We start from the raw sequence: 25819 nt of genomic DNA on the forward strand, positions 1-25819 counted from the left end.
GTAGATATTCGTGGCGTCCGAGTATAAACGTATTGAAGGCTGTATCGCAGCGTATATTGCCAGCCGGTATACCGACATCGTCGAGATCGGTATCGGGAGAAATCCTGACGTCGCTGTCCGGTGCCGCGAGGCCGGGCTGCGGGTGCGGGCGACCGACATCAGAGAACCCCCCGTGGTGGCGGGGGTGGCGACGAGGCGAGACGACGTCTTCACCCCCGCCCTCCCCTGGTACGCGGGCGCCGACCTCGTCTATGCGGTGCGGCCCGGGGTCGAGATGGTCCCGGCGCTCATCGCCCTTGCCCGGCGGTTGGGGTGCGACCTCCTGGTCTATCACCTGGGCGACGAGGTCTATCTGGACGGCGGGGAGCGGATCGAGTGCGGGGTTCGGCTGCATAGGTATTCTCGCGCCCCGAAGCGATCGTGACGAAGTAAGGCGGAGGGGGAGATCGTGACGGGGCCGTCCCCGCCCTATCCTCTCGCGAGATTGCGGAAAAGATCCGATGATGAGGGGACGGCCCGTTCTGATCATGACGCTGTCCTGTCGTCATGACCCCGAAGATTGAACCCGGATGGGAGAGGGCGATCTTTTTTCAGCGGGACTACGCGCCCTGTGCCGTCCCCCGTCCTATCTTCTCGCGAGAGGGCAGGACAGATTCGATGATGAGGGGACGGCATGTTCTGATCAGCACGCTGTCCTGGTGCCATGACCCCGAAGATAGAACCTGGACGGGAGAGTGCCGATCTACTCTCAGCGGGATCATGCGTTTCGTGCCGTCCCCCGTCCTATCCTTTCGCGAGAGGGCAGGACAGATCGTGCGAGGTGGGACGGCACGTTTGGATCATCACGCCGTCCCACTTTCATGACCCCGGAGATTGGAGCGGGACAGAAGGGCGCCGATCTTTTTTCAGCAGGACCACCGCACCTCCGCGTGCCGTCCCCCGCCCTCTCCTCTCGCGAGACGGCAGAACAAATCGTGCGAGGTGGGACGGCATGTCCTGATCGTTACACTGTCCTGTCGTCATGACCCCGAGGATAGAACCCAGACGGGAGAGGGGCGATCTTTTTTCAGCGGGACTACGGCAGCCCCGTGCCGCCCCCGCCCTATCTTCTCGCGAGATGGCAGAAGGGATCGAGTGATGGGGGGCGGCATGTCCTGATCGTTACGCTGTCCTGTCGTCATGACCCCGAAGATTGAACCCGGACGGGAGAGGGCGGTCATTCATTCAGCGGGATCATCCTGCCCCTTGCCGCCCCCCGCCCTATCTTCTCGCGAGATTGCGGAAAAGATCCGATGATGCGGGGACGGCACATCGATCACCACACCCGCCCTGTCGTCATGACCCCGAAGATTGAACCCGGACGGGAGAGGGCGATCATTCGTTCAGCGGGATCACCCTGCCCCGTGCCGTCCCCCATCCTCTCTTCTCGCGAGATTGCGGGAAAGATCCGATGATGGGGGGGCGGCATATTCTGATCATCACACCTTCCCCCGATCACCAACAACAAAGACCGGGACGACACCCGAAACAATCCGGAAAAAAGAGGCGAGGCACCGACCCCGCGCCTTAGAAGGCGTCGAAGAGGGTGGCCTGGTTCACCTTCGGCTGCGCCTTCTCGGGCTTTTCGGGCTCGGGCTCGGGTGCCGGTGCCGGTGCGGGTGGGTCGTCGCGGGACGTTTTCTCTTTTTTCTTCCGCTCCTTCTCCCGCTCTTTCTCCTTCTCCTTCTCTCTCTTCTTCCGCTCCCGCTCGATGGCCTTGAGCTCCTTCGCCACCTCCTTCGACCGGGCCTTGTCATGGAGGAAGAAGTCGAGTTCGTCGGCGTCGAGGGCGAGCGCCTCGGCATACGCGAGGGGATCTTCGTCGACGAGGAGGGTGACGAGCGGGAGATACTCCTCCCTGATGGTGTGCTGCGGGAGGGAAAGGGCGTGCGAGAGTTTCTGCATCACCGTGGCCCGGATTGCCTTCTGTTTCCGGGCGCTGCCCATCCGCCGCCACCGGGCCGGGGGCATCAGCCGCCCGTGGGCCCCTGTGCCGCCCGCAGCCGCCTTGACGCCGAGGAGCATGGTGGCGGTGGCGTATTTCCAGAGCGCATAGTACTGCCGCCGCCTAGTGAGCCCGAGCCAGACGTCGGCCCGTGCGAGGGGGACGTACGCCCGCATCTCGGCCTCGGGACGCTGGAGGGTGGCGAGGTTGCCCTCGAGCCACTGGAGCACGGCCTCAGGGTCGTCGTCCACCGCCATCTTGAGGTCCATCAACTCCTTGTCCGACTTTCTCCCCGCGTAGGTGGAGGCGACCAGGTCGAAGATCGTCGCCCGCTGATCCTTCTGGGCGGCGTGCACATCCGCCGCCTCGACCTTCTCCCTCCCCAGGGAGGAGGCGTAGAGCATGTTGACCGCCGCCCTGACGTCGCCGCCGGCCGCCCCCGCGATCGCCTCGAGGGCCTCCTGTGAGCAGACGATCCGCTCGCACCGGCAGATCTCCCTGAGCCGCGGCACGACGGACCGGGCCTGGATGGCCCTGAACTGGACCGGTTCCCCGATGGCCCGCAGTTCCTTCGGGAGGCCGTACAGGTCGTTGGCGATGAGGAGGATCGGCTGGCAGGAATGCCTGACGATCTCGATGATCGCGCGGGCCCCGCCGCGGTCCGCGGTCCCGTGGAGGTTGTCGGCCTCGTCGAGGAGGATCAGCTTCCGCTCGGCTCCGAGGAGGCTTGCCGTGGCGCTCGAAGTGCCGGCCACCCGTTCCAGCACGGCCTTCGTCCGCTGGTCGCTCGCGTTCAGTTCGACGACCTCCCAGCGCATGTCGCGTGCCAGGGCGTGGGCGCTCGAGGTCTTGCCCACGCCGGGCTTCCCGTACAGGATCAGGGGCGGACTCTCCCGCGTCCACGACCTGGCCCATTCGTAGATCTGGCGCACGGCTGGCCCGTTCCCGACGAGGTCCTGGAGGCTCTGCGGGCGGTACTTCTCGGTCCAGTCCATATGCAGGATCATAGGGGCGGGGATCTCAAATATGCAGTGGTATGGCCCGCGGCTCTGCCTGCCTGAGGCTCCGGTGCGCAATCAAATACATTATCTTTGATGAAAAAGAGTACCATACAAGCTTACAGGATGTTGGTGTTATCGTGGTAGACAACTGTTCCCCCGATTCGGTTGCCAGATCGGTCCGGGAATACGAGGGGGTTACGAGGAAGCGCGGGATCGGTGAGTTGATTGAGTGTCTCAGGATCACCGATCAGCCCGATGTCGTGGCGTCCTTCGGAGAAGACGCCGCTGTGATCCGGCAGGACGATCTGGCCCTCCTCCTGGCAGCAGACGGGATCTGGAGCAAACTGATGGAAGCCGACCCCTTCTGGGCCGGGTATTGCGCGGTGCTGGTGAATGTGCACGACATCGCCGCCATGGGCGGACGGCCCCTGGCGATGGTCGACGTCCTCTCCTTCACCAGCGGTGACCTCCGCAACGAGGTGACGAGGGGGATGCAGGCGGCGTCCGAACAGTTCGGCGTCCCGATCGTGGGCGGCCACCTCCACCCGGACACCCCGTACTCGGTCATCGACCTGGCGATCATGGGCTCGATGCCGATCGACGACGTCCTCTACTCGAGCACCGCCGAGGCCGGCGACCGCGTCGTCGCGGCGATCGATCTCGACGGCCGGGTGCACCCCTCCTGCCTGATGAACTGGGACTCGGTGACGATGAAGTCGGCCGGCGAGGTGCGCCGGCAGATCGGGGTGATGCAGGAACTCGCGAGCCGCCACCTGGTGACGGCGGCCAAGGACATCTCCAACCCTGGGGTCATCGGCACGCTGGGCATGCTCCTCGAGACCTCCAAGAAGGGGGCCGAGGTCGAACTCGACGCCATCCCGCGCCCCGACCTCCAGGCCAACGGCCTCACCTTCGAGCACTGGGTGCGGATGTACCCGGGCATGGGCTTCATCATGACCTGTCATGACGAGCACACCGAGGAGGTCTGCCGGCTCTTCGAGGAGACCGGGATGACGGCGCGGCCGATCGGGTGGGTGAACGACTCGCGCTCGCTCTCGGTCTCGTACGAAGGAGTCAACACCTCGGTCTTCGACCTGGAGACCGAGGGGATTATGCGGATCATCAACACCACAGACCTGGTATGAGGATCGGGATCGGGGCCGGCGGCGACCCGGAGAAGGTCGCCGCGAGTGTCAGAAGGGTCGCGGACCGCGTGCAGGCCGTCTGTTACTGCCGGCCGGGCGCGATGGACGGTATGGGGGTCGAGACGCGGGAGAGCGAGCGGCCCTGGGAGACGATGGTCGACGACCTCCTGGCCGGGCGGATCGCGGGGGCGGTGCGGGGCACCCTGCCGGCGAACGAGACGCTGCGGTGCCTGAAGGAGGGGTGCGGCGTCGACCATCTGGAACGGATCGCCCTCCTGGAGACGGCCGACGGCGTGCGGTTCCTCTTCGCCCCGGTCGGGGTGGACGAGGGATGGACGGTCGCCGAAAAACTCGCGTTTGTCGAGAAGGCGCGGCCGATCGCGCGTGCGTTCGGTCTTTCAGATCGCGTCGCCGTCCTCTCGGGCGGGCGGTACGGCGACGTGGGCCGCCACCCGGCGGTGGACCGTTCCCTCGCCGACGCCGAACTGGTCGCCCGTCTGGGCGGTGCGGAGCACGGCGAGGTGCTCATCGAGGAGGCGGTGCGGCGCTGTGGGGTGGTCATCGCCCCGGACGGCATCTCCGGCAACCTGATCTTTCGCACGCTCACCTTCCTCGGGAAGGGGGCGGGACATGGGGCGCCGGTGGTCAATATTGGCGTGGTTTTTGTGGATTCTTCGCGCGCCTCCCCCGATTATACGAGTGCCCTCCTCCTCGCCGCCTCGATGGCCGGATCAGGGAAAACCGATTAAATCCATTATTTTCTCAAAATCTCATCATATCTTTTTCAAATTTTTTTGGCGAATCTCCTTCACCCAAACCGGGTGTGAACCCAGATTCCCTCCCTAATGCGATATCGAAAGCCATAATGAGCGGTTCAAGTAGAAATATTTAAATACTCTTCGAGAAACTGATATTCTAGAGGTAATTGGACATGGCAGACTTACCAATTGCAGCGGTTGTTAGAATCGCCAAGAAGAACGGTGCAGAGAGAGTCGGCAGCGATGCAGCAGCGGCCCTTGTCGCAAAGGCCGAGGCTTACATCGCCGGCCTGACCAAGGAGGCCAACCGCCTTGCTCAGCACGCTGGTCGCAAGACGATCAAGGAAGAGGACGTTGAACTCGCGGCAAAGTCCGCCTGAACCCCCCCTCTTTCTTTCCTGAACGCTGTTTGGACGTTTCGTTTCTCTTCTGTTGTTTTTCTGCCGGTGAGTCCGTGGGCTTGCCAGAGTTCTGTCCTGAATGGCCGGTTGTGGAGAATTGGGCCTGAAGCGAGAATGCCCTTCAAGCATACGGGATGAACATTTCTCGTCGCTTGATCACTCTTTTTCAAGACTGGAGACTCGATGGAGACCTAGTTCAATCGCCGCCCCACCTATCCTCTGTCCGTGGGAGTCCGGGGATGGAAACCCCCGGCGCGAGATGACGGTGAGGAGTCTGCGATTGAAGGCGGCACGCCTGATCACCACGCCTTCCCAAACATCGGCGCCGGGGGCTCTGCCCCCTGACCCCCGGGATGAAGATAGGGCGGGGAAGGCAGAGAAAAAAAATTGTTCAGAAGGTGTCTATGTTCTTTGCGTATGGGCCCACGCCTGGTGCAGGTGTTTTCAAATCTCCATCAAAATCTCAAGGGTCGATATTCGGGATCATTTTCATAGTAATTCAGCATGGGGCGAGATCACGCCGCAAGCATACGCGATTGAACGTTCCTGTGGGTCTCCAGTGTGGGCATGGATCCTTGCTCTGCCTTCTGAGCAGGATGCCCCCCGGATCACCCCTTCGTTGCCGCCCCGCCCCTATCTTCGTCGTGGGGGGTCCGGGTTTTTTCCCCCGGCGCGAGACGGTGGTGAAGATTCTGTGATTGGGGGTGGCCCGTCTGATCCGTCCGCCCTCGTCCGTATGGAGTCTGAATATCGGGAAATCAACCCGGCTGAAAAAAAAGGGGGGGGGCGGTTACTCCCTTCTCCTGATCGCCATCGCGGCGATCGCCCAGGCGACGACGAGCATCGCCGTGGGGAAGGGCGTCTGCGTCTCAGCCGGAGTCGTGTCCGTCGCCGTCGCCGCTGTCGTGAGCGTTACGGGCGTCTCCGCCGGTGCTGCGGCGGTCATCACGGCCGTCATCTCCGCCACGGGGGTGGCCGTGGTGTTCACCGGTGCTGCGGTGCTCTCGCCTGACGAACCGGCCGATGGGGCGGCGGTCGTGGTGGTCGTGGTCGGGTCATCGCGGGAGGAGAGCGGGCGGGCGCCCGCCGGTTCGGTCGAGGAGACCGTCGTCGCCACCATGGTGGGGGCCGGTTCGCTCCGGCACGTCAGCGGGAGGGAGTCGGTGCCGAACCCCTCGATGTTCAGCGGTTCGTCGCAGATCCCGTCGCCGTCGGCGTCAGCAGCCCATTCGGAGATGTTCTGTGCGGGGTCCCGGAGCCACAGGTTGCCGCCGAGGAACGATCCGCCGGCGATGTTTCGACCGCCGTGGCGGGGGGTGTTGAGCACGGCGCCGGCGGAGTCCTCTGCGTAGATGTTGGTGGGGTTGTCGAAACGGCAGTTGGTGATGATGGCACGCTCGCAGGACGAGATGTGCGCCCCGCCGCCGCCGATCGCGGTGTTGCCGGTGAAGACAGTGCCGGTGAGCGTGGCGCCCTGGCATTCCCAGAAGCATGTCCCCCCGCCTAAGTTGGTCGCAGTGTTGTCGGTGAAGACGGTGTCGGTGAGCGTGGAGTCCTCACACAACTGGAAGAATGTCCCGCTACCCGTTTCTGCGGAGTTGTCGGCGAGGGTGGTGCCGGTGAGCGTAGTGCGACGGCACATATCAACGAATGCCCCGCCACCGTACCGATCCGCGTTGTTTTCGGAGAAGGTGGTGCCGGTGAGCGCGAGGTCATTGGAGCCCGAGAAACAGGCCCCTCCACCTGCTTTTGCGCTGTTGCCGGTGAAGACGGTGTCGGTGATCGTGGCGTCGGATGATGTAATGAAGGATACCCCGCCACCGAACCGATCCGCGTTGTTTTCGGTGAAGGCGGTGCCGGTGAGCGCGAGGTCATCGGAGTCCGAGAAACATACCCCGCCACCTGCTTTTGCGCTGTTGCCGGTGAAGGCGGTGTCGGTGATCGTGGCGCCGGATGATGTAACGAAAGATACCCCGCCACCGAAACCTTCGTCCGCGTGGTTGCCGGAGAACGTGGCGTCGGCGATCGAGGTGCCGGACGATGCATGGAAGTGTGCGCCGCCACCGAAATCTCCGTCCGCGCGGTTGTCGGAGAAGGTGGCGTCGGTGAGCGTGACGCCGCTGCACTTCTCGAACGAGGTCCCGCCGCCGCGCTTTGCGTGGTTGGCGGTGAACGCGATGGAGGTGAGCGCGACGTCGCGGCAGGAGTCGAACCGCGCCCCGCCGCCGTCCCCGTCCGCGGTGTTGCGCGTGAAGCCGGTGTCGGTGATCGTGACGCCCTCGCACTCGTAGCAGTATGCGCCGCCGCCCCACACTGCGTGGTTGTCGGTGAAGGTCGACTCTGTGATCCTGAGGTCGTCGACGTAGCGGGCGGAGAGCGCCCCGCCACGGGTCGGGTTCCCGTTCGCCGCGTTCCCGGTGAAGGTGCAGTCGGTGATGATGAGGCCCTGGAGATGGTCTTCGGCGGTCCCGAAGGCGTTGACCGCCGCGCCCTGGGTTCTGTCACGCTCCAGCAGGTTGCCTGAGATCTCGAGGTCGTACAGCACGGTGTCATCCGCGGCGCCGGTGAGGGTGAAGGCCGGAGCGGCGTGCGAGGTGCAGGTGATGAGCGGTTGGGCGGGCGACCCTCCCCATCGTCTGATGGTCACGCCGGGGACGTCGATGGTGATCCCGCCTTCGTAGGGATGGCCCTCGGCCCCCCAGATATGGATGATGTCGCCCGCCCCGATGCGGGAGATGTCGTGGAGACTGGTGCGGTTCTCGCCGCCTTCGATATAGGAGACGTGCCAGACACGTCCGTGATAGACGGGAATGCCGCTGACCGCCAGGACGAGGCAGGTCAGGGCTATCACCAGCAAGAGTACGAGCAAGGGAATTTTTTTCCGGAAGGGGGGGATTTTTTTCATTGCAGACCTCCTTGGGAATCGGACGGGGCAAGATTCGCGGAATTGAATTTTAGATATAATATATGTTTTTATTTTGGATTGTGTGCGTCGAAAAAGGCCGAAATGCGCATCGATTCGGTAAAAATAGAGGTGGTGGTCTACCTCATCCTCCAGGCCGCGAATGCGGCGAGGAGGAGAGCAACCGCCCCCCCGACGACGAGCAGCATCGTGGGGAAGGGCGGTTCGGTTTTGGTGGGGGTCGCCGTGCCTGCGGCCGGCGGCGGCGGGAGGGTCTCGACCGTCTCGGCCGCTGCGGCGGGCGTCATCACCGGCGTCGAGACCGCAGAGGGTTCGCCGCCGATCGCAAAGAGGAAGAAGCCCGGACTCTTTGCCGAGAAGTGCCAGGAGGTCTCGTCCTCCCCGTCGACCTCGGTGGGGAGGGGGTGCCACGCGTCGTCGTAGCGGTACAGCACGACGTCTGCCGGTTCGAGGCCGTGCTCTTCGAGCCACGTCTTCGGGACGCTAAAGAGGAAGAGAGCGCCCTCGACCGCGTCCTCGGTCGTGTGGTAGAGTTTCACGTCGTCGTACTCGTAGACCGACCCTGCGGGTGCGTCGACGCCGGAGGGACAGACGGTCTTTTCAACGGTGATCATGATCTTCGGGATCGTTTCTGCGGCCGTCACCCGCACCCCAGAGATGGCCGCGCCCCTCGTCTTCATGGAGGCGCTCTCTCCGGCCGGGATCGAGGCGGCAGACGCTGCCGAGATGGGTGATTGGCCGCTGTTGGATTCAGAGGATGGAGTCGCCGGGGGTTCGAGGACGGTGACGGTCCCAGTGGTGGCGTTGGTAAACTCTCCGGTGCTCACCGTGAGGGTGAGCGGGTAGGTGCCGGCCTTCTCGTAGGTGACGCTCCGGTTGATCTCGGCGGGGCTCGTGCCCTCGACCGCCCGGCCGTCGCCGAGGTCGAGGTGCCATCTCTCAGGCATCCCGGCGCCGCTGACATTGACGCCGACGGTGAAGGGTGCGTTGCCTTCGGCGGCGGTGAGGTGGAGGACGGGTGCGGGCATGCCGGCGGTGACGTTCACGGTGCGGACGAGGGTGACGAGGTCGCTCCCCTCGCCCCATCCCGCCATCAGGGTGGCGGTGTACCGCCCGGCCTTCTCGTAGGTGTGAGACGGCCAGTAGCACGGGCTCGATTCGTTGCCGTCGCCGAAGGTCCAGGTGTGGCGGTCGGGTTCGGGGTCGGTGAAGCCGGTGTCGAAGGAGACATTGAGGGGTGCGAAGCCCTGCGAGGGTCTGGCGTAGCCCCTGATATCGACCTCGCCGATCTCGACGATCACCGGTTCGGTCGTGCCTGCGGTGAGGTTGAGTGTTGCCCGTCCGTAGGTCGTCGGGCCGACGATCTCGAGGGTGTGGTTCCCGGCCGGGAGGAAGAAGGCGTCGGCGGCGTGCGGGCCTGGGATGCAGTAGGACGCCGCCCTCACCGGTGCGGGGGCCGGGAAGTGGTCGGCGGTGCGGGTGGTGTTGATGCCGTCGACGTAGACGAACCCGCCGTGAGCGGAGGCGCGGACGAGCACGGTGCCGCGGTTCCCGCCGTCCGCGAGCGGGAGGTGGTCGGTGCCGAGGCCGTCGATGGTCAACGGCTGGTCGCAGATGCCGTCGCAGTCGTCGTCCGCACACCATTCGGAGATGTTCTGGGCGGGATCATTCAGCCAGAGGTTGCCGCCCAGGTACGGGCCGCCGGCGATGTTCGTGCCGGGGGTGTAGGTACCGTTGAGGGCGGCGGCGGAAGAACCGATTGCATAGATGTTAGTGGGGTTGTCGAAGCGGCAGTTGGTGATGGTGGCGTCATCGCAACTTCTGAAGCATGCCCCGCCGCCGCAACCGTCTTCTGCGGTGTTGCGGGTGAAGGTGGTGCCGGTGATCGTGGCGGCATCGCAGTGATCGAAGTCTGCCCCGCCGCCGGCGTCTGCTTTGTTGCCGGTGAACGCCGTCCCCTCCACCAGGAGGTCGGCGACATATTCGGCATAGAGCGCACCGCCGTATGTATCTGTCCCGGTCACCGTATCGGTCACTGTATTCCCGGCAAAGGTGCAGTTCGTTATGGTGAGACGCTGTAAGGGGTCTCCTTGAGTCCCGATGGCGTCGATCCCGGCGCCGCGGCTTTTATCATAGTTCAGGTGGTTGTTGGAGATGTTGAGGTCGAGGAAGGTGGCGTTGTCCGCGGTGACGGTGAACGCCGACGTGCCTGAGCGATTGGTGATGAGCGGTTGCACCGGCGACCCTTCCCACCGCTTCACGGTGACGTTCGGTTTGTCGATGACGATCCCGCCCTCGTACGTATGCCCCTCCACGCCCCAGACATGGATGGTGTTGCCCTCACCGATCTCGGGGATCTCCTGGAGACTGCTGAAGTTCCCGCTGATCTTCGAGACGTACCAGTCTATCGGGTGTGTGCTCTCCATGAGGTCGAAGGTGAGGGGGTCGTTCGCGCCGGCGGTGACGGTGATCGTCTGTTCACCGGTGAAGGACCCCTCCTTCTGCACCGAGACCGTGCGGTTGCCGACCGGGAGGTAGAAGGGGTTGTTCGCGGTGCGGGTGGTGTTGGTGCCGTCGACGTAGACGAAGGCGTCGGCGGGCGTGGCGTTGATCTGCACCGTGCCGCCGCCGTGCATGAGGGGGAGGTGGTCGGTGCCGAGTTCCGTGTTCTGCGGATCGTCGCAGATGCCGTCGAAGTCGGCGTCCTTACCCTGTTGCGAGAGCCAGAGGTTGCCGCCGAGGTACGGGCCGCCGGCGATGTTGGTGCCTCGGGTGCGGGCGGTGTTGAGGGTGGCGGAGGAGTCCATTGCATAGATGTTGGTGGGGTTGTCGAAGCGGCAGTTGGTGATGGTGGCGTTCGCGGAATCGTAGAAGTACGCCCCGCCGCCGTTGTTTGCGGTGTTGTGGGTGATGGTGGTGTTGGTGAACGTGGCGTTCTCGCACCCCCCGAAGTATGCTCCCCCGCCGTGTTGTGCGGTGTTGTGGGTGATGGTGGTGTTGGTGAACGTGGCGGCATCGCAGGTATCAAAAAGTGCTCCCCCGCCGTGTTGTGCGGTGTTGTGGGTGAAGGTGGTGGTGGTGAACGTGGCGGCATCGCAGCTATCGAAGTATGCCCCGCCGCCGTTGGTCGCGGTGTTGTGGGTGATGGTGGTGTTGGTGAACGTGGCGGCATCGCAGGTATCAAAAAGTGCTCCCCCGCCGCTGTTGCCTGCGGTGTTATGGGTGATGGTGGTGGTGGTGATCGTGGCGTTCATGCACTCCAAGAAGTATGCCCCGCCGCCGACGGGTGCGGTGTTGTTGGTGAAGGTGGTGGCGGTGAGCGTGGCGTTGTGGGAGTCCGTGAACACTGCCCCGCCGCCCCTCCTGGCGGTGTTGCCGGTGAACTTCGTTCCCGCCACCAGGAGGTCGTCGACGTACCTGGCAGAGAGCGCACCGCCGTATGCAGATGTCCCTTCAACCGCGTTCTCGGTGAAGGTGCAGTCGGCGACGGTGAGGCGCTGTATGTGGCTTGTATCAAGCCCGGTGGCGTTGATCCCGGCGCCGCGGCTATAATCAAAGTTCAGGTGGTTCCCGGAGATGTTGAGGTCGCGGAAGGTGGCGTTGTCGGCGGTGACGGTGAACGCCGACGTGCCGGAGGTGCTGGTGATGAGCGGTTGGGCGGGTGATCCTTCCCAGCGTTTCACGGTCACGTTCGGTGCGTCGATGGTGATGCCGCCTTCGTAGGTGTACCGCGCCTCGCCCCAGATGTGAATGGTGTCGCCCTGCCCGATCTCGGGGATCTCGGAGATGTCGGTGACGTTCAGGTTGCCGCTGATCTTCGAGACGTACCAGTCTATCGGGTGTTTGCTCTCGATGAGGGTGAAGTCGAGGGGTTCGTTCCCGGCGGGGGCGACGGTGATCGTCCGCTCACCGGTGAAGAACCCCTCCTTCTGCACCGAAATCGTGTGGTTCCCGACCGGGAGGTAGAAGGGGTTGTCCGCGGTGCGGGTGGTGTTCGTGCCGTTGACGAAGACGAAGGCGCCGCCGGAGGGCGTGGCGTTGATCTGCACGGTGCCGCCGCTGTGCATGAGGGGGAGGTGGTCGGTGCCGAGTTCCGTGTTCTGCGGATCGTCGCAGATGCCGTCGAAGTCGGCGTCCGCGCCCCGCTCGGAGATGTTCTGTCCAGGATCATTCAGCCAGAGGTTGCCGCCGAGGTACGGCCCGCCAGCGATGTTCGTGCCGGAGGTGCGGGCGGTGTTGAGGGCGGCGGTGGAATTATACGCATAGATGTTGGTGGGGTTGTCGAAGCGGCAGTTGGTGACGGTGGCGTCATCGCAACTTCTGAAGCATGCCCCGCCGCCGTCGGATGCGGTGTTGTCGGTGAAGGTGGTGCCGGTGATCGTGGCGGCATAGCAACCACTGAAGGATGCCCCGCCGCCGCTGTTGCCTGCGGTGTTATGGGTGAAGGTGGTGCCGGTGAGCGTGGCGTTCTTGGAATCCCTGAATTCTGCCCCGCCGGCGGCGTATTGTGCGTTGTTGCCGGTGAAGGTGGCATTGGTGAGCGTGGCGGCATTGCACATGTCGAAGCCTGCCCCGCCGGCGGCGTATTGTGCGTTGTTGCCGGTGAAGGTGGCATTGGTGAGCGTGGCGGCATCGCAGAAGTAGAACCATGCCCCGCCGCAACAAATTGCGTTGTTGCCGGTGAAGGTGGTGTTGGCGAGCGTGGCGTCATTGGAACTCCAGAAGCATGCCCCGCCGCCGTTGTGACCTGCGGAGTTGCCGGTGAACGCCGTCCCCTCCACCAGGAGGTCGGCGACATATTTGGCATAGAGCGCACCGCCGCGTGTATTCCTCCCGATCACTGTGTTCCCGGCAAAGGTGCAGTTCGTTATGGTGAGGCGCTTCAGGTGGTTTTCTAAAGACCCGGTGGCGTTGATCCCGGCGCCGAGGCTGGAATCATAGTTCAGGTGGTTCCCGGAGATGTTGAGGCCGCGGAACGTCGCGTTGTCTGCGGTGACGGTGAACGCCGACGTGCCGGAGGTGCTGGTGATGAGGGGTTGCACCGGCGATCCTTCCCACCGTTTCATGGTGACGTTCGGTGTGTCGATGACGATCCCGCCCTCGTACGTATGCCCGGCCGCGCCCCAGATGTGGACGGTGTCGCCCGCACCGAGGTCGGTGATATTCAGGAGACCGGTGACGTTCCCGGTGCCCGGCACCGGAGAGACATACCAGTCCCTCGGATGACCGGCACCGGCGCCGTCCGCCCGGACGACCGCCGCCGGTGCGGGTGCGGCGGCGGTGACGTTGATGTCGACCGAAGAGGTGTTGGTGACGGCCGCGCTCTCGTTGACGGCGGTGAGGCCGACGACGTGGGTGCCGGGCGTGTGGAACGTATGGGTGAAGTCAGATCCGTTCCCGACCACCGCGACGCCGTCGACCGTCCAGGTCCAGAGATCGACCGCGAGGCCTTTCGCCGCGCTCGTGAACCTGACCGTCAGCGGCACCGGACCGGTGGGCGGATCGGCGGCGACCGAGAGGTCGAGCACCGGGGCGGTGGCGTTCGTGATGTTCAGAGGCGGTTCGGGTGGCGCAATGGTTTCAGGCGGCCTCGCGTCCTCCTCGCCGCCGGCGACCGGCAGGACGAGACAGAGCAGAACCGTGAGTAAAACGATGAAAAGAGCTACATTTTTTCGGAAGGGGGGATTTTTGTTCATTTCAAGCCTCCTCGGGAAACGAACGCCGGTCTCATGGGGTGTGAGGCGACACCATTCTCGTCGGGCGCGTAAGATTCGCTGAGTTATATTTTAGATGTTATATGTGTTTTTGTTTTGAACTTGATCGGCCGCGAAAGAACGAATGGGGGATAGATTGGAGAGAATGGGGAGAAGAGAAATTCGAGAACTCCAGAAGCCGGTGAAATAACGGCAGAGATGGAAGAGGGCCGCATCTGCCGCCCCCGCCATCCTCTCTCCGTGGCGGGCCCGGAGGGCGCTTGAGAAAGCCGGAGACTTTCGAGGAAACCTCCGGCGCGAGACGCCGGTGAAGATTCTTCAATTGGGGGCGGCCCGTCTGATCGCCACGCCTCCCCCCATCAATCGCGCCGGGGGCGCTGCCCCCTGACCATCGGGATGACGATAGGGGGGCGGCACGGGGCGCGTGATCCCGCTGAAAAGCGATCGGCTCTTTCCTGTCCCGCTCCTATCTTCGGGGTCATGACAACGGGAAAGATGTGGTGAACAGCCGTGCCGCCCCCTCATCACCTGGGACTGTTCTGTCGTCTCGCGAGAGGATAGGGCGGGGGACGGCACGGGGTGGTGTGATCCCGCTGAAAAGCGATCGGCCCTTTCCCTTCCTGGGTCTATCTTCGGGGTCATGACGGCGAGACGGCGTGATGATCAGGCGTGCCGTCCCCTCATCACTAGGGACTGTTCTGCCGTCTCGCGAGAGGATAGGGCGGGGGACGGCACGAGGCGTGATCCCTTCGAAAAAAGATCAACTCTCTCCCGTCCCGGTCCAATCTTCGGGGTCATGACGGCGAGACGGCGTGATGATCCAAACGTGCCGTCCCCCTCATCACCGAATCTGTCCCACCCCCTCGCGAAAGGATAGGGCGGGGGACGGCACGCGGCGTGATCCCTCCGAAAAAAGATCAACTCTCTCCCGTCCCGGTTCAATCTTCGGGGTCATGACAACGGGAAAGATGTGATGATCAGGTGTGCCGTCCCGCATCATCGGATCTTTCCCGCAATCTCGCGAGAAGATAGGACGGGGGACGGCACGAGGCGCGTGATCCCGCTGAAAAGCGATCGGCCTTTTCCCGTCCGGGTTCAATCTTCGGGGTCATGACGGCGAGACGGCGTGGTGATCAGCCGTGCCGTCCCCAATCACCGGTTCTGTTCTGTCGTCTCGCGAGAAGATAGGGCCGGGGACGGCACGGGGTGGTGTGATCCCGCTGAAAAGCGATCGGCCCTTTCCCGTCCTGGGTCTATCTTCGGGGTCATGACAACGGGAAAGATGTGATGATCAGGTGTGCCGTCCCCTCATCATCGGATCTTTCCCGCAATCTCGCGAGAAGATAGGACGGGGGACGGCACGAGGCGTGATTAATCCGAAAAAAGATCGGGCCTCTCCGATCCGGTTCTATCCTCGGGGTCCCCCCCGCAGAGATAGTCATCAAGAGCATTTCTCCGGAGCCAAAAAAGAGCGATCAAGCGACGAGAAATGTTCAACCGCGTAGGTAAAACTACAGAGCCCCGAAAAAAAAGTATCTCAGGCCCTCACAGCGTGCCTTTCGTGCTCGGCACACCCTTCCGGCCGTCCCGTGCGACCGCCTTCCTGAGGGCGACGCCGAAGGCCTTGTAGACCGCCTCGGCGATGTGGTGGTCGTTGCGCCCGTAGAACCGCACATGGGCCGTCACCCCGGCCTTCGTGCAAAGACTGTAGAAGAAGTGCTCGAAGAGCGTGGTGTCGATTCCGCCGACCATGGGGGCGTTGAACGACCCCGTGAAGACCAGGTAGCCCCGGCCGCCGACGTCCAGGGCGACCGTCGCGAGCGCCTCGTCCATCGGGATCGAGGCGTCGGCGAAACGCGTGATCCCCGCACCGTCGCCGACCGCCTCCTTCAAAGCGGCGCCGAGCACGATCCCCACGTCCTCGACCAGGTGGTGGGCGTCCACCTCCAGGTCGCCCGCCGCATCCACCCGGAGGGCGAAGCCGCCGTGCTTCGCGAACGAGGTGAGCATATGGTCGAGGAAAGGCAGGCCGGTCTCGATCCTGCTCTCCCCCTCGCCCTCCAGGTCCAGGGCGAGGTCGATCCTCGTCTCCTTCGTCTCTCTCCGTATCGAACTTTGTCTCATCGTGCCGCCTCCAGTGCCTCTTCAAGCGTGATCTTCCCGCTGTACAGCGCCGACCCGAGCACCACGCCCGCGACCCCCAGGTCGCGGAGCGCCCGCACGTCCTCCGCGCTCGTCACCCCGCCGGCCACGACCACCGGGAGGTGGGTCCGCTCCAGCAGACGTGCGACCGGTTCGGTCTCGATACCCTGGCAGAGCCCTTCGACCGCCACGTTGGTGAAGAGCAGCGAACCCGCCCCGAGCATCTCGAAGCGTTGCGCCCAGGCAAGATAGTCGCCGGCCTCCTCCTGCCAGCCCTCGATGACCACCGCCCCGCCCCGTGCGTCGACGCCGGCCATCACCTGCTCGGGCCCAAACTCCAGGGAGAGATCGCGGACGATCTCGGGCTCGCGGACCGCCACCGTGCCCAGGATCACCCGGCCGACTCCCGTCTCCAGCCAGGCGCGGGCATCCTCGCGGCTCCGGATCCCGCCGCCGAGCTGCACGAAGACCCCGGTCTCCTCGACCACCTCGCGGATCATCTCCGCGTTTGCCTGCGCCGACCCGAAGGCCCCGTCCAGGTTCACCACATGGAGCGCCTCGGCCCCCGCGTCCAGCCACCGGCGTGCGTTCTCAAGCGGCGTCCCGAAGGCCCGGGCACTCTCGCGCTTTCCCTGCACCAGCTGCACGCACTGCCCGCCCAGGATATCGACTGCCGGAAAGACGATCATAGGCGTTCAGGGGATCATCCGCTCGATCGACATCACCAGGATATCACGGGCACCCGCCCGCTTCAACTGGTTGATGAGTTGATACACGCACTCCTCGGCCACCACCGCATGGACCGCGACCAGCCCCTCCTTCGAGGCCACGTCCATCACCGTCGGCCCGCCCAGGCCAGGAAGCACCTCCTCGATCGCCGGCAGAGCCTCGCGCTGGGCGTTCATCATCAGGTAACACTGCCCCTGCGCCCGCACCACGCTCTCCAGGGCGAGGAGCACCTCGTGCACCTTCTCCTTCTTCTCGGTGAGGGCGGTGCGGTTCGCGATGACGCCCGTGCTCGACCTGAGCACCTCGGCGATCACCCTGAGCCGGTTCGTCCTGATGGTCGTCCCCGAACTCGTCAGGTCCACGATGGCGTCGGCGATCCCCAGATACGGCGTCGCCTCGCAGGCCCCGCCGACCGGCACGATCGTCACCGAGACCCCGTGCCGTTCGAAGAACGTCCTGGTGATCGTCGGAAACTCGGTCGCCACCCGCGCCCCGTCGAGGTCGACGACCTCCACGACCGCCGAGTCCTCGGGCACCGCCGCCACCAGGGTGGCGCCGCCCATCTTCAGGTCGAGGAGTTCTTCCACGTCAGAGCCCCGCTCCATCACCATGTCGTGACCGGTGATCCCGATGTCTGCGGCGCCGTTGGCCACATATTCCGGGATATCGACAGGACGGGCAAAGAGCACCTCGATCTCGGGGTCCACGGTCTTCGCGACGAGTTTGCGCTCCCCGCTCCCGACCAGATGGATCCCGCTCTTTTCCACAAGTTCGCGGACCGGCTGGGCGATCCGCCCCTTGTTCGGTAATGCCAGGCGGATAGAGGTCATGGTTTTCAAAAAATGGTGGGTTTATTCGAAATCAGAAGGTCTTCAGGTCGCCCCTGACGACCTTCTCGGTGATACCGGCGATGTCATCGAGACCGGTGTCGATGATCGCCTCGACCGCAGGCTGGACCTCGGCGAGGTCGACGCCCTTTCTCGGGATGATCTGGGCGCTCGCCACCAGCGGCTGGTCGATGGGGTGGCCGATCTGGGAGAGGAGCCTGATATAGATCTCCTGGATCCCGTCCACCTCGGCGACGCAGGTGTTCCCGAGCTGCGTCGCGAGGAGGTTGTAGATCTTGCCGATATGGTTGATCGGGTTCTTCCCGCTCGTCGCCTCCATGCTCATCGGGCGGTTGGGGGTGATCAGCCCGTTGCACCGGTTGCCCCGGCCCACCGAGCCGTCGTCGCCCATCTCGGCCGAGGTGCCGTTGACGGTGAGGAAGACGCTGCCGTTGTTGATGTCGTCGGCGGTGTTGACGAAGACCTGCGTCTTTCTGCCGGTGAACTGCGGGGCGATCCCCTGCAGGCTCTCCTTGAGTTTCTCGACCGCCTCGACGTACTCGCCGACGTCGGCGAGGTAGCGGTCGACCATCGCCACCGCGAGGGTGAGGGTGATCTCGTCGCCGTCACGCAGGCCCATCACCTTCACGTCGGTCCCGATCTCCGGGTGGCGGGGGCGGTAGGCGGTGTCGATATAGTCGGAGACGCCCTTGACCAGGCTCTCGGCCTCGCTGAACGGGGCGTGGCCCACGCCAAACGAAGTGTCGTTGGCCCGCATCACCCTGGTGCCGCCGCAGGTCTTGAAGACGTCGCGCAGGTCGGTCGACCCGGTCCCCATCCGGCAGTCGACGATGATGTCGCGTTCCATGTTCATGATGGGGATGATGCTCTTCACATAGGCCCTGGCCGCCTCGACGGCGATGGCGTCGGCCGGGATGTTGATCCCGTCGAAGGTCTTGGTGGCCCGTCCGGTGAGGAGGGCGTAGATCGGCTTGACGACCTTGCCGCCGCCGAAACAGGGGATGGACTCGCCGGCGACGATCTCGCCCTGGTCGGTGTTGTGGTGGAGGTACACCCCGCACTCGTCCATGTACGCCCGGCAGAGCGCCCGCGAGATTGCCTCCGCGATCCCGTCGGCGATGCTGTCAGGGTGACCGATACCCTTGCGCTCGACCAGTTCGATCTGCTGTTGTTCGGTGGGGGTCTGTTCGATCTGCTCTACCCTGATATTCCTGATCATAATAACCCTCAATCTTGTGGATGGTACATAAAATGCTTGGGCATCATTTAACCATTTCTAACTGGTGATCCTGATATCCGACCGGATCGTAATCGTACAGACGCCGTCACGGAAGACTCTCACCAATCCGCCGCTCTCCGAGACCGTCACCCCGACGGCAGGCATCACCGCGGTGATCGCCGCCGTCGCCAGGTGCCGCCCGCCCAGGCCCGGCGGGAGGTCGACGACCTTCGCGTTGACGTCGAGGTACGTCCCGGCCGACTGGAGCGTCCCTTCGGTGTCCAGGACGAAGACCCCGTCGATCTGCGCGAACTCCTTGACGCTCTCCCAGTTCTCGCGGTTTGTGACGTCGCGGTAGGCCGGGTCGTGCCCCGCGTACGGGTTGAGGATCGCCTGGTGGGAGTGGCGGGCGATCTTTGTCGGGTCGCCGATGACGAAGGCGGTCCCGATCGCCCTGCCCTCCCGTCCTTCGACGGCGATCTCGAGGGCCAGGTTGAGGACGGCGTACATCACGTCCCTGGGGACGATGTCCTCGTACTCCTTGATATTGACGAAGTTCTTCGCCTTCTCCAGGTCGAAGACCAGGATGGCGTACGGGAAGACCGCCACCACCGTCCCGTCCTCGAACCGGTCCTTCAGGTAGACCTGCACCGCGGCGTCGAGCATATGGTGCTCGCAGACCGAGAGGATCTCGCACATCGAGAGGTCCTTGAGGATGTCGAGCTGCAGGTCCTGGACCCAGATCAGCGGCACCTTTGCCTGGCAGGTGCAGGGGCGGGTGAAGGCGACGACCGCCCGTGCCCCGATCTCTTCGGCGAGGTCCGCCCCGGTCTGGACAAGGAGTTGCTCGTTCATAGGAGTCTTTTGATGATGCCGGGGATCTCGGAGGGCCGCGAGGCGACGTCGACCCCCATCGCTTTGAGCCGCTGGATCTTGGACTTCGCGTCGCCCTCGCCGCCGGCGATGATCGCACCCGCGTGGCCCATCCGTTTGTTCGGCGGGGCGGTGACCCCGGCGATGTAGGCCGCGATGGGCAGGTCGGTCGACTTTACGCCTTCCTCTTCCAGGTTGCCGCCGACCTCGCCGATGAGCACCACGGCTTTGGTCTGCGGGTCTTCCTCGAAGCGGGCCAGGGTGTCGGCGAAGGTCTGGCCGATGACCGGGTCGCCCCCGATCCCGACGACCGTGGACTGGCCGATGCCCGCCCTCGTCAGTTCGTCGACGACCTCGTAGGTGAGTGTCCCGCTCCGCGAGACGACCCCGACGTGGCCGCGGGAGGAGAGGTGGGCCGGCATGATCCCGAGTTTCAGTTCGCCGGGTGAGAGGAGGCCCGGACAGTTCGGGCCGATGACCGTGCAGCCCATCGTCTCCGCGTACCCGATCGCCTTCATGGCGTCGTGGACCGGGATATGTTCGGTGACCGCCACGATCAGGTCGAGCCCCGCGTGGGCGCCTTCCATGATCGAGTCACCGGCCGCACCGGCCGGGACGAAGAGGACGCTCGACGTCGCGTCGTGTTCGGCCAGCGCTTCCTTGACGGTGTCGTAGACCGGGACGCCGCAGACCTCGCGGCCGCCCTTGCCGGGCGTGACCCCGGCGACGACGCCTCTGCCCCCGACCGAGCGGGCATACTCGTTCATCAGGTTGATATGGAACGAACCCTGTTTGCCGGTCGCGCCCTGCACGATGACGCCCGTGTCTTTGTCGCCGTAAATCATGCGGTCACCTCCACCGCGGCCTTGACGGCCTCGTCCATGCTCCCGAGCATCTGGTAGCCGTGCCCGGCCAGGATCTCTTTCCCTTCTTTCTCGTTGGTGCCGGCGAGCCGGACGATCACCGGCTGTTCGACGCCGGCCTCGATGATCCCGCGGGCCACCTCGTCGCAGCGGGTGATCCCGCCCAGGAGGTTGACGATGATCACTTTGACGTCGGGCATATCGGCGACCAGTTCGACGGCGTATTTCACGCGGTCCTTGTCGGCGCCGCCGCCGACGTCCAGGAAGTTCGCCGCCTTCCCGCCGAAGTGTTCGATGAGGTCCAGGGTGGACATTGTCAGCCCGGCGCCGTTGCCGATGACCCCGATCGAACCGTCGAGTTCGACGTAGGAGAACCCGTGCCGCTCGGCCTCGCGCTCGCGGCGGGTGAGGTCGCGGTTCACCGCGATCTCCTGGCGGGCCAGGGCGTTGTCGTCGATGATCAGTTTGGCGTCCGCGGCATAGACCCCCTGCGGGGTGGTGACCAGCGGGTTGATCTCGGCGAGGAGGGCGTCGCGGTCGCAGAAGACGTGGTAGAGTTTGTTGATCGTCTCGCCGACCTCGGCCGGGGCGTCCCGGATCAGTTCGCGCAGCAGGAACCGCGGGATATTGCGGAGGAGCGGCGTGAACGAGACCTTCCGGATCGCGTCCGGGTTGGTCTTTGCCGTCTCCTCGATATTGACGCCGCCGGTATCGGCGAAGAGGACGACCGGGTGTTTGGTCGAACGGTCGATGGTGATGCTGACGTAGTACTCGTGCTGGATGTCAAGGCGCTCCTCGATGAGCACCCTGGCGACCTTGACGCCCTTGATCTCGCGGGCGAAGAGTTCGCGGGCGGCGATGACCGCCGTGTCGGTGTCGGCCATCAGGACGCCGCCGGCCTTCCCCCGTCCGCCGACGTCGACCTGCGCCTTCACCACGACGTTGGGCCCGACCTTGCGGAGGTTGAGGACCGCCTCCTCGTGGTCGCTGATCAGGACGCCCCTGGGCACCTGGATCCCGTGCTGTTTAAACAGTTCTTTTGCTTCGAATTCAAGCAGTTTCATTCTGCATACTCCTTGTGCCGAGGTCGAAACCGAGTTTCAGCGCCCGCATATTGAGGTCCTCGGTCCCCTTCGGGACCGAGTCGAGGACGGCCTTCTCGATCGCCTCTCTGGAGACGATCTCGGTGGTCGCAATCAGCGCACCGAGCATCACGATGTTCGCGACGATCACCCGGTTCAGGGTGAACTTCGCCTCGTAGGTCGCCGGGATGGAGTGGAACCGGCACGCGGGCCGGTCCTGCACGAGACCGTCGTCGAGGAGCATCACCGCTCCTTCCGGCGCCCCGGCGCCGTACTTGAGGAAGCCTTCCTGCGACATGATCACATAGATGTCGGGCTCGGTCACCTCGGGGTACAAAACCGGTTCGTCGTCGATGACGACGGCGCTCATCGACGCCCCGCCCCGCGCCTCGGGGCCGTAGACCTGCGTCTGGACGGCGTACTTCTCGTCGTAGATCGCCGCCGCCCGGCCGAGGATGACGGCCGAGAGGATGATCCCCTGGCCGCCGAAGCCCGAGAACCGCACTTCGTGTCTCATTCTTCAGGCACCCCCATCGCCGGCCGGTTCCGCCGCACGAACTCGCCCACCGGGAACTTGTCCGCGGGGAGCGGTCGGCCTTCGGCCTCCATCTGTTTCCATTTTTTCATCAGGACGGCATGGTCGCGCATCCACAGGATCATCGAGTGGGCGTCGCGGAGTTTGTTCCGCCGCCCGTACCCGGTCGGGCACTGGACCAGGGCCTCGACGAGCGAGAAGCCCGGGGTCTCCAGCCCGGCCTGCACCGCCCGCGTCAGTTCCTTCACATGGTACGAGGTCCAGCGGGAGACATAGTTCGCACCGGCCGCCACCGCGAGGGAGGCGAGGTCGAAGGGGGCCTCGTGGCACCCGTACGGCGTCGTGGTCGAGATGGCGCCGAGCGGGGTGCACGGGCTCCCCTGCCCGCCGGTCATCCCGTAGATGTAGTTGTTCATGCAGACGACGGTGAGGTCGATGTTCCTCCGGCAGGCATGGATGAAGTGGTTGCCGCCGATCGCCGCCATGTCGCCATCGCCGGTGAAGACCACGACGTGGAGGTCGGGCCGGCTGAGTTTCACGCCGGTGGCGAAGGGGATCGCCCGGCCGTGGGTGGTGTGGAGGGAGTCGGTGACGATGTACCCCGGCGCCCTGGACGAACACCCGATCCCTGAGATGAAGACCGTGTCCTCGGGCTCCCAGCCCATCTGGTTCACGGCGTTGAGGGTGCAGTTGATCACCGTGCCGTTCCCGCACCCGGTGCAGTAGATGTGGGGCATGCGGTCTTCCCGCAGCCACTCCCGAAAGTCTTTCACAGGTATTCCTCCGCCGTCTTGGCGAGCCGCGCCGGGGTGTGCAGTTCGCCGCCGAGTTCGGGCACCGGGACGACCGGCACCGCGGTGTGGCTGGCGACCTCCCGCGCGATCTGCCCGAGGTTCAGTTCGGGGACTAAAAAGACCCTGGCGTTTGTGAACTCCTGCAGCGCGAAGTCGGGGAAGGGCCAGACCACCCGCAGGCGCAGGGAACCGACCCGTTCGTCGTCCATGTCCCTGACCGCTTGTTTCACCGAGCGTCCGGGCGATCCGTACGAGACGAAGACCACCTCGGCGTCCGGGTTGGTCACCTCGTAGTCGGCCATCTCCCGGCGCGCCCCCTCGACTTTCCCGACGAGCCGCCTGACCAGGCGGTCGTGGACCTCGGGGTCGGTGGAGGAGGGGTAGCCCCGCTCGTCGTGGGTGAGTCCGGTGACGTGCACCCCGTAGCCCTGGCCGAAGGTCGGGAACCCGGGGACGCCGTCTTCGCCCGCGGCGAAGGGGAGCGCACCCTTCTCGAGCGGCCGGCGCTCGACGATCTCGACGGCGTCGGGCACCTCGATCCGCTCGCGCATATGCGCGATGATCTCGTCGGTCATCACGAAGGTCGGCACCCGGTACCGGTCCGAGAGGTTGAAGGCCTTTGCGGTCAGTTCGTACATCTCCTGCACCGACCCCGGGCTGACGGCGATGACCGCGATGTCGCCGTGCGACCCGAACCGGCACTGCATCATGTCGCCCTGGGAGGCGCGGGTCGGCTGACCGGTGCTCGGCCCGCCGCGCTGGACATTGACGACGACGCACGGGGTCTCGGTCATGATCGCATAGCCGAGGTTCTCCATCATCAGGGAGAAACCCGGACCCGAGGTGGCGGTCATGGACCGCTTCCCGGTCCACGAGGCGCCGATCACCGAGGCGATGCTTGCCAGTTCGTCTTCCATCTGGACAAAGACGCCGCCGACCTTCGGAAGGCGTCTGGCCATGTGTTCGGCGACCTCGGTCGAGGGCGTGATCGGGTAGCCCCCGAAGAACCGGCACCCGGCCGCGAGGGCACCTTCGGCACAGGCGGTGTTGCCCTGCCAGAACTCAAGACGCGTCACTCCTCAATCACCACCTTTTCCGGTGTGTAGGGATCTTCGTCCACCCAGGTGATCGCCTGGTCTGGGCAGATCATCTGGCAGACGCCGCAGAGCACCCGCCCGTACAACTTCTGCAACCGGCAGTTGGTGCAGCGCTCGGGGCGGTCGAGGACAGGCACCACCACGCCCTTGTGGTTCGGTTTCGTCCCCTCCTGAAAGATCTTATATGGGCAGACCAGGGTGCAGAGGTTGCAGCCCTTGCACCTGGTCTCGTCGATGATGAGTTTCATAAACCCGGTCCTTTATAACTATTGAACTGCTGGTCAAATTGTAGTTTTGCCTTCTGCCTCACGGCCTCGAAGAGGTCGCCGCCGTGGGCGTCGATCCCGACGATAAGCGGGAGATGGTCGAGTTCGATCTCCCAGACCGCCTCGGCCATCCCGAGGTCTTCAAAAGAGACGCCTTTCACCTGCATACGGGCGGCGGCAAGGGCGGCGCACCCTCCGGTGAAGGCGAGGTAGACCCCGCGGCCCCGGAGTTCGTCCCTGACCCGCTCGTCCATGCCGCCTTTGCCGACGAGGGCGCGGACGCCGGCGTCGAGGAGAAAGCCCGAGAGGGCGTTCATCCGCGCCGAGGTGGTCGGGCCGGCGGCGACGACTTCTTTTCTGTCCCGGATCACCGGGCCGCAGTGGTAGACCGCCGCACCCACGGGATCGAAGGGGATGCCCTCCTCCATCATCCGGAGGTGCGCCTCGTCCCGTGCGGTATACACCGTCCCAGACAGGGTGACGGCGTCGCCGGCACGGAGGTCGAGCACCTCGTCGCCGAGCGGCGTGGTCAGGTCCATTGCTCCACCTCCACTTTTCTGGTCGCCCGCCTGGACGCCCAGCACTGGACGTTGACCGCCACCGGGAGGGAGGCGGTGTGGCAGTGGCCCCGCTTCACCTTGACGGCGAGAGCGGTGACCGCCCCGCCCAGGCCCATCGGCCCGATCCCGAGGGCGTTGACGGCGTCGCAGAGGTCCTGCTCGAAAGGGTCCATCTCGTCGATCGAAAGGAGCAGCGCCTCTTTTGCAAGCGCCGCCGCCCCGTCGAAGGTGGCGCCGATCCCGACCCCGAGGACGACCGGCGGGCAGGGTTTGCCGCCGGCGAGGAGCATCGTCTCCGCGACGAACCGGGCGATCTCGCCTTTCTGCGAGGGAAGAAGCATCGCGATCCGCGAACAGTTCTCGGCGCCCGCTCCTTTGGGAAGGACGGTGACCGTCAACTCCTCGCCGGGCCGCACATGAATCGTCGGCATCCCGCCGCCGGTATTGTCTTTCGTATTCTCCCGGGTGAGCGGGTCGACGACGTTGGGCCTGAGCGGGACCTCGGCCGTCGCCCGGCGTACCCCTTCCGCCACCGCCTCGTACAGGTCGGCGGTCGCCGGCACCGAGGGCGGGAGGGTGAGATAGACGACCGGGACGCCGGTGTCCTGGCAGAGGGGGAGCCCGCGCTCCCCGGCATAGCGGATATTTTCCCGAATGTTCTCGAGCTGGGCCCGTGCGGTCGGGTCCTGTTCTCGCTCGAGTGCCCGGCCGATCGCCGCGTTCACGTCGGCGGGAAGGGAAGTCTCGGCCTCATGGAGTGCGGACGCCGTTGCCGCGGCGACTGCCTCCAGAAGTCCGGATGACGCGCTCTCCATCATCGGTTATAATGGACGAGGAGGGCTAAAAAATATGCTGTCGAACTTCTCTCTCCCGCTGCCTCGCGGC

General features: G+C 64.7%; 20 protein-coding genes. 4 read left to right on the forward strand and 16 right to left on the reverse strand.

Going from position 1 to position 25819, the window contains the following annotated elements; translation table 11 throughout:
• Positions 1-10: 10 nt before the first annotated feature.
• Positions 11-424 (forward strand): UPF0146 family protein, encoded by a 414-nt coding sequence (locus E2N92_RS12045; protein WP_220681394.1) that lies wholly within the window; start codon positions 11-13, stop codon positions 422-424.
• Positions 425-1566: 1142 nt separating this feature from the next.
• Here the strand turns inward: E2N92_RS12045 and E2N92_RS12050 are convergent.
• Entirely contained in the window at positions 1567-2979 is a 1413-nt protein-coding gene (locus E2N92_RS12050; protein WP_220683018.1) for a replication factor C large subunit, read from the reverse strand.
• A gap of 143 nt (positions 2980-3122) precedes the next feature.
• Between E2N92_RS12050 and E2N92_RS12055 the strand changes: the two genes are divergently transcribed.
• From E2N92_RS12055 to E2N92_RS12065, 3 genes are all read left to right on the forward strand, one after another.
• On the forward strand, positions 3123-4130 hold the full coding sequence (locus tag E2N92_RS12055) for a methanogenesis marker 2 protein (protein ID WP_220681395.1): 1008 nt from the start codon (positions 3123-3125) through the stop codon (positions 4128-4130).
• Entirely contained in the window at positions 4127-4879 is a 753-nt protein-coding gene (gene mtxX / locus E2N92_RS12060) for a methanogenesis marker protein Mmp4/MtxX (RefSeq protein WP_220681396.1), read from the forward strand. The genes E2N92_RS12055 and mtxX overlap by 4 nt, the downstream gene beginning before the upstream one ends.
• A gap of 182 nt (positions 4880-5061) precedes the next feature.
• A complete protein-coding gene (locus tag E2N92_RS12065) occupies positions 5062-5268 on the forward strand; it encodes a histone family protein (RefSeq protein ID WP_220681397.1) in 207 nt (68 codons plus the stop codon).
• An 811-nt stretch (positions 5269-6079) separates the two neighbouring features.
• On the opposite strand, the gene E2N92_RS12070 is transcribed toward E2N92_RS12065, so the two are convergent.
• From E2N92_RS12070 to E2N92_RS12140, 15 genes are all read right to left on the reverse strand, one after another.
• Positions 6080-8194 carry a NosD domain-containing protein gene (locus E2N92_RS12070; protein WP_220681398.1) on the reverse strand — a complete coding sequence of 705 codons (2115 nt, stop codon included), beginning with the start codon at positions 8192-8194 and terminating at the stop codon, positions 6080-6082.
• A gap of 137 nt (positions 8195-8331) precedes the next feature.
• Entirely contained in the window at positions 8332-13908 is a 5577-nt protein-coding gene (locus E2N92_RS12075) for a right-handed parallel beta-helix repeat-containing protein (RefSeq protein ID WP_220681399.1), read from the reverse strand.
• A 1563-nt stretch (positions 13909-15471) separates the two neighbouring features.
• Positions 15472-16050 (reverse strand): imidazoleglycerol-phosphate dehydratase HisB, encoded by a 579-nt coding sequence (hisB, locus tag E2N92_RS12080; RefSeq protein WP_220681400.1) that lies wholly within the window; start codon positions 16048-16050, stop codon positions 15472-15474.
• Complete coding sequence (gene hisA / locus E2N92_RS12085; RefSeq protein ID WP_220681401.1) at positions 16047-16757, reverse strand: 1-(5-phosphoribosyl)-5-[(5-phosphoribosylamino)methylideneamino]imidazole-4-carboxamide isomerase; 711 nt, start codon at positions 16755-16757, stop codon at positions 16047-16049. Before hisA ends, hisB begins: the two co-directional genes overlap by 4 nt.
• Before the next feature lie 6 nt (positions 16758-16763).
• A complete protein-coding gene (gene hisG / locus E2N92_RS12090; protein WP_220681402.1) occupies positions 16764-17627 on the reverse strand; it encodes an ATP phosphoribosyltransferase in 864 nt (287 codons plus the stop codon).
• A gap of 31 nt (positions 17628-17658) precedes the next feature.
• Positions 17659-18864: a methionine adenosyltransferase gene (locus E2N92_RS12095; protein ID WP_220681403.1), complete on the reverse strand. Its 1206-nt coding sequence runs from the start codon at positions 18862-18864 to the stop codon at positions 17659-17661.
• A 57-nt stretch (positions 18865-18921) separates the two neighbouring features.
• A complete protein-coding gene (locus E2N92_RS12100; protein WP_220681404.1) occupies positions 18922-19719 on the reverse strand; it encodes a DNA integrity scanning protein DisA nucleotide-binding domain protein in 798 nt (265 codons plus the stop codon).
• A complete protein-coding gene (gene sucD / locus E2N92_RS12105) occupies positions 19716-20582 on the reverse strand; it encodes a succinate--CoA ligase subunit alpha (protein WP_220681405.1) in 867 nt (288 codons plus the stop codon). Before sucD ends, E2N92_RS12100 begins: the two co-directional genes overlap by 4 nt.
• Complete coding sequence (sucC, locus tag E2N92_RS12110; protein ID WP_220681406.1) at positions 20579-21664, reverse strand: ADP-forming succinate--CoA ligase subunit beta; 1086 nt, start codon at positions 21662-21664, stop codon at positions 20579-20581. The genes sucD and sucC overlap by 4 nt, the downstream gene beginning before the upstream one ends.
• Entirely contained in the window at positions 21651-22199 is a 549-nt protein-coding gene (locus E2N92_RS12115; RefSeq protein WP_220681407.1) for a 2-oxoacid:acceptor oxidoreductase family protein, read from the reverse strand. Before E2N92_RS12115 ends, sucC begins: the two co-directional genes overlap by 14 nt.
• Positions 22196-22954 carry a thiamine pyrophosphate-dependent enzyme gene (locus E2N92_RS12120; protein ID WP_220683019.1) on the reverse strand — a complete coding sequence of 253 codons (759 nt, stop codon included), beginning with the start codon at positions 22952-22954 and terminating at the stop codon, positions 22196-22198. The genes E2N92_RS12115 and E2N92_RS12120 overlap by 4 nt, the downstream gene beginning before the upstream one ends.
• Before the next feature lie 32 nt (positions 22955-22986).
• Entirely contained in the window at positions 22987-24087 is a 1101-nt protein-coding gene (locus E2N92_RS12125; RefSeq protein ID WP_220681408.1) for a 2-oxoacid:acceptor oxidoreductase subunit alpha, read from the reverse strand.
• The gene (locus E2N92_RS12130; RefSeq protein WP_220681409.1) at positions 24084-24356 is read right to left on the reverse strand and encodes a 4Fe-4S dicluster domain-containing protein; all 273 of its coding nucleotides are present in this window, start codon (positions 24354-24356) and stop codon (positions 24084-24086) included. Before E2N92_RS12130 ends, E2N92_RS12125 begins: the two co-directional genes overlap by 4 nt.
• Positions 24353-24913 carry a FumA C-terminus/TtdB family hydratase beta subunit gene (locus E2N92_RS12135; RefSeq protein WP_220681410.1) on the reverse strand — a complete coding sequence of 187 codons (561 nt, stop codon included), beginning with the start codon at positions 24911-24913 and terminating at the stop codon, positions 24353-24355. Before E2N92_RS12135 ends, E2N92_RS12130 begins: the two co-directional genes overlap by 4 nt.
• Positions 24904-25752 (reverse strand): fumarate hydratase, encoded by an 849-nt coding sequence (locus tag E2N92_RS12140; RefSeq protein WP_425515756.1) that lies wholly within the window; start codon positions 25750-25752, stop codon positions 24904-24906. Before E2N92_RS12140 ends, E2N92_RS12135 begins: the two co-directional genes overlap by 10 nt.
• Between the last annotated feature and the right edge of the window lie 67 nt (positions 25753-25819).

Origin of the sequence: Methanofollis formosanus (genome assembly GCF_019633745.1) — an archaeon.
In the GTDB taxonomy this organism is placed as follows: Archaea; Halobacteriota; Methanomicrobia; order Methanomicrobiales; family Methanofollaceae; genus Methanofollis; species Methanofollis formosanus.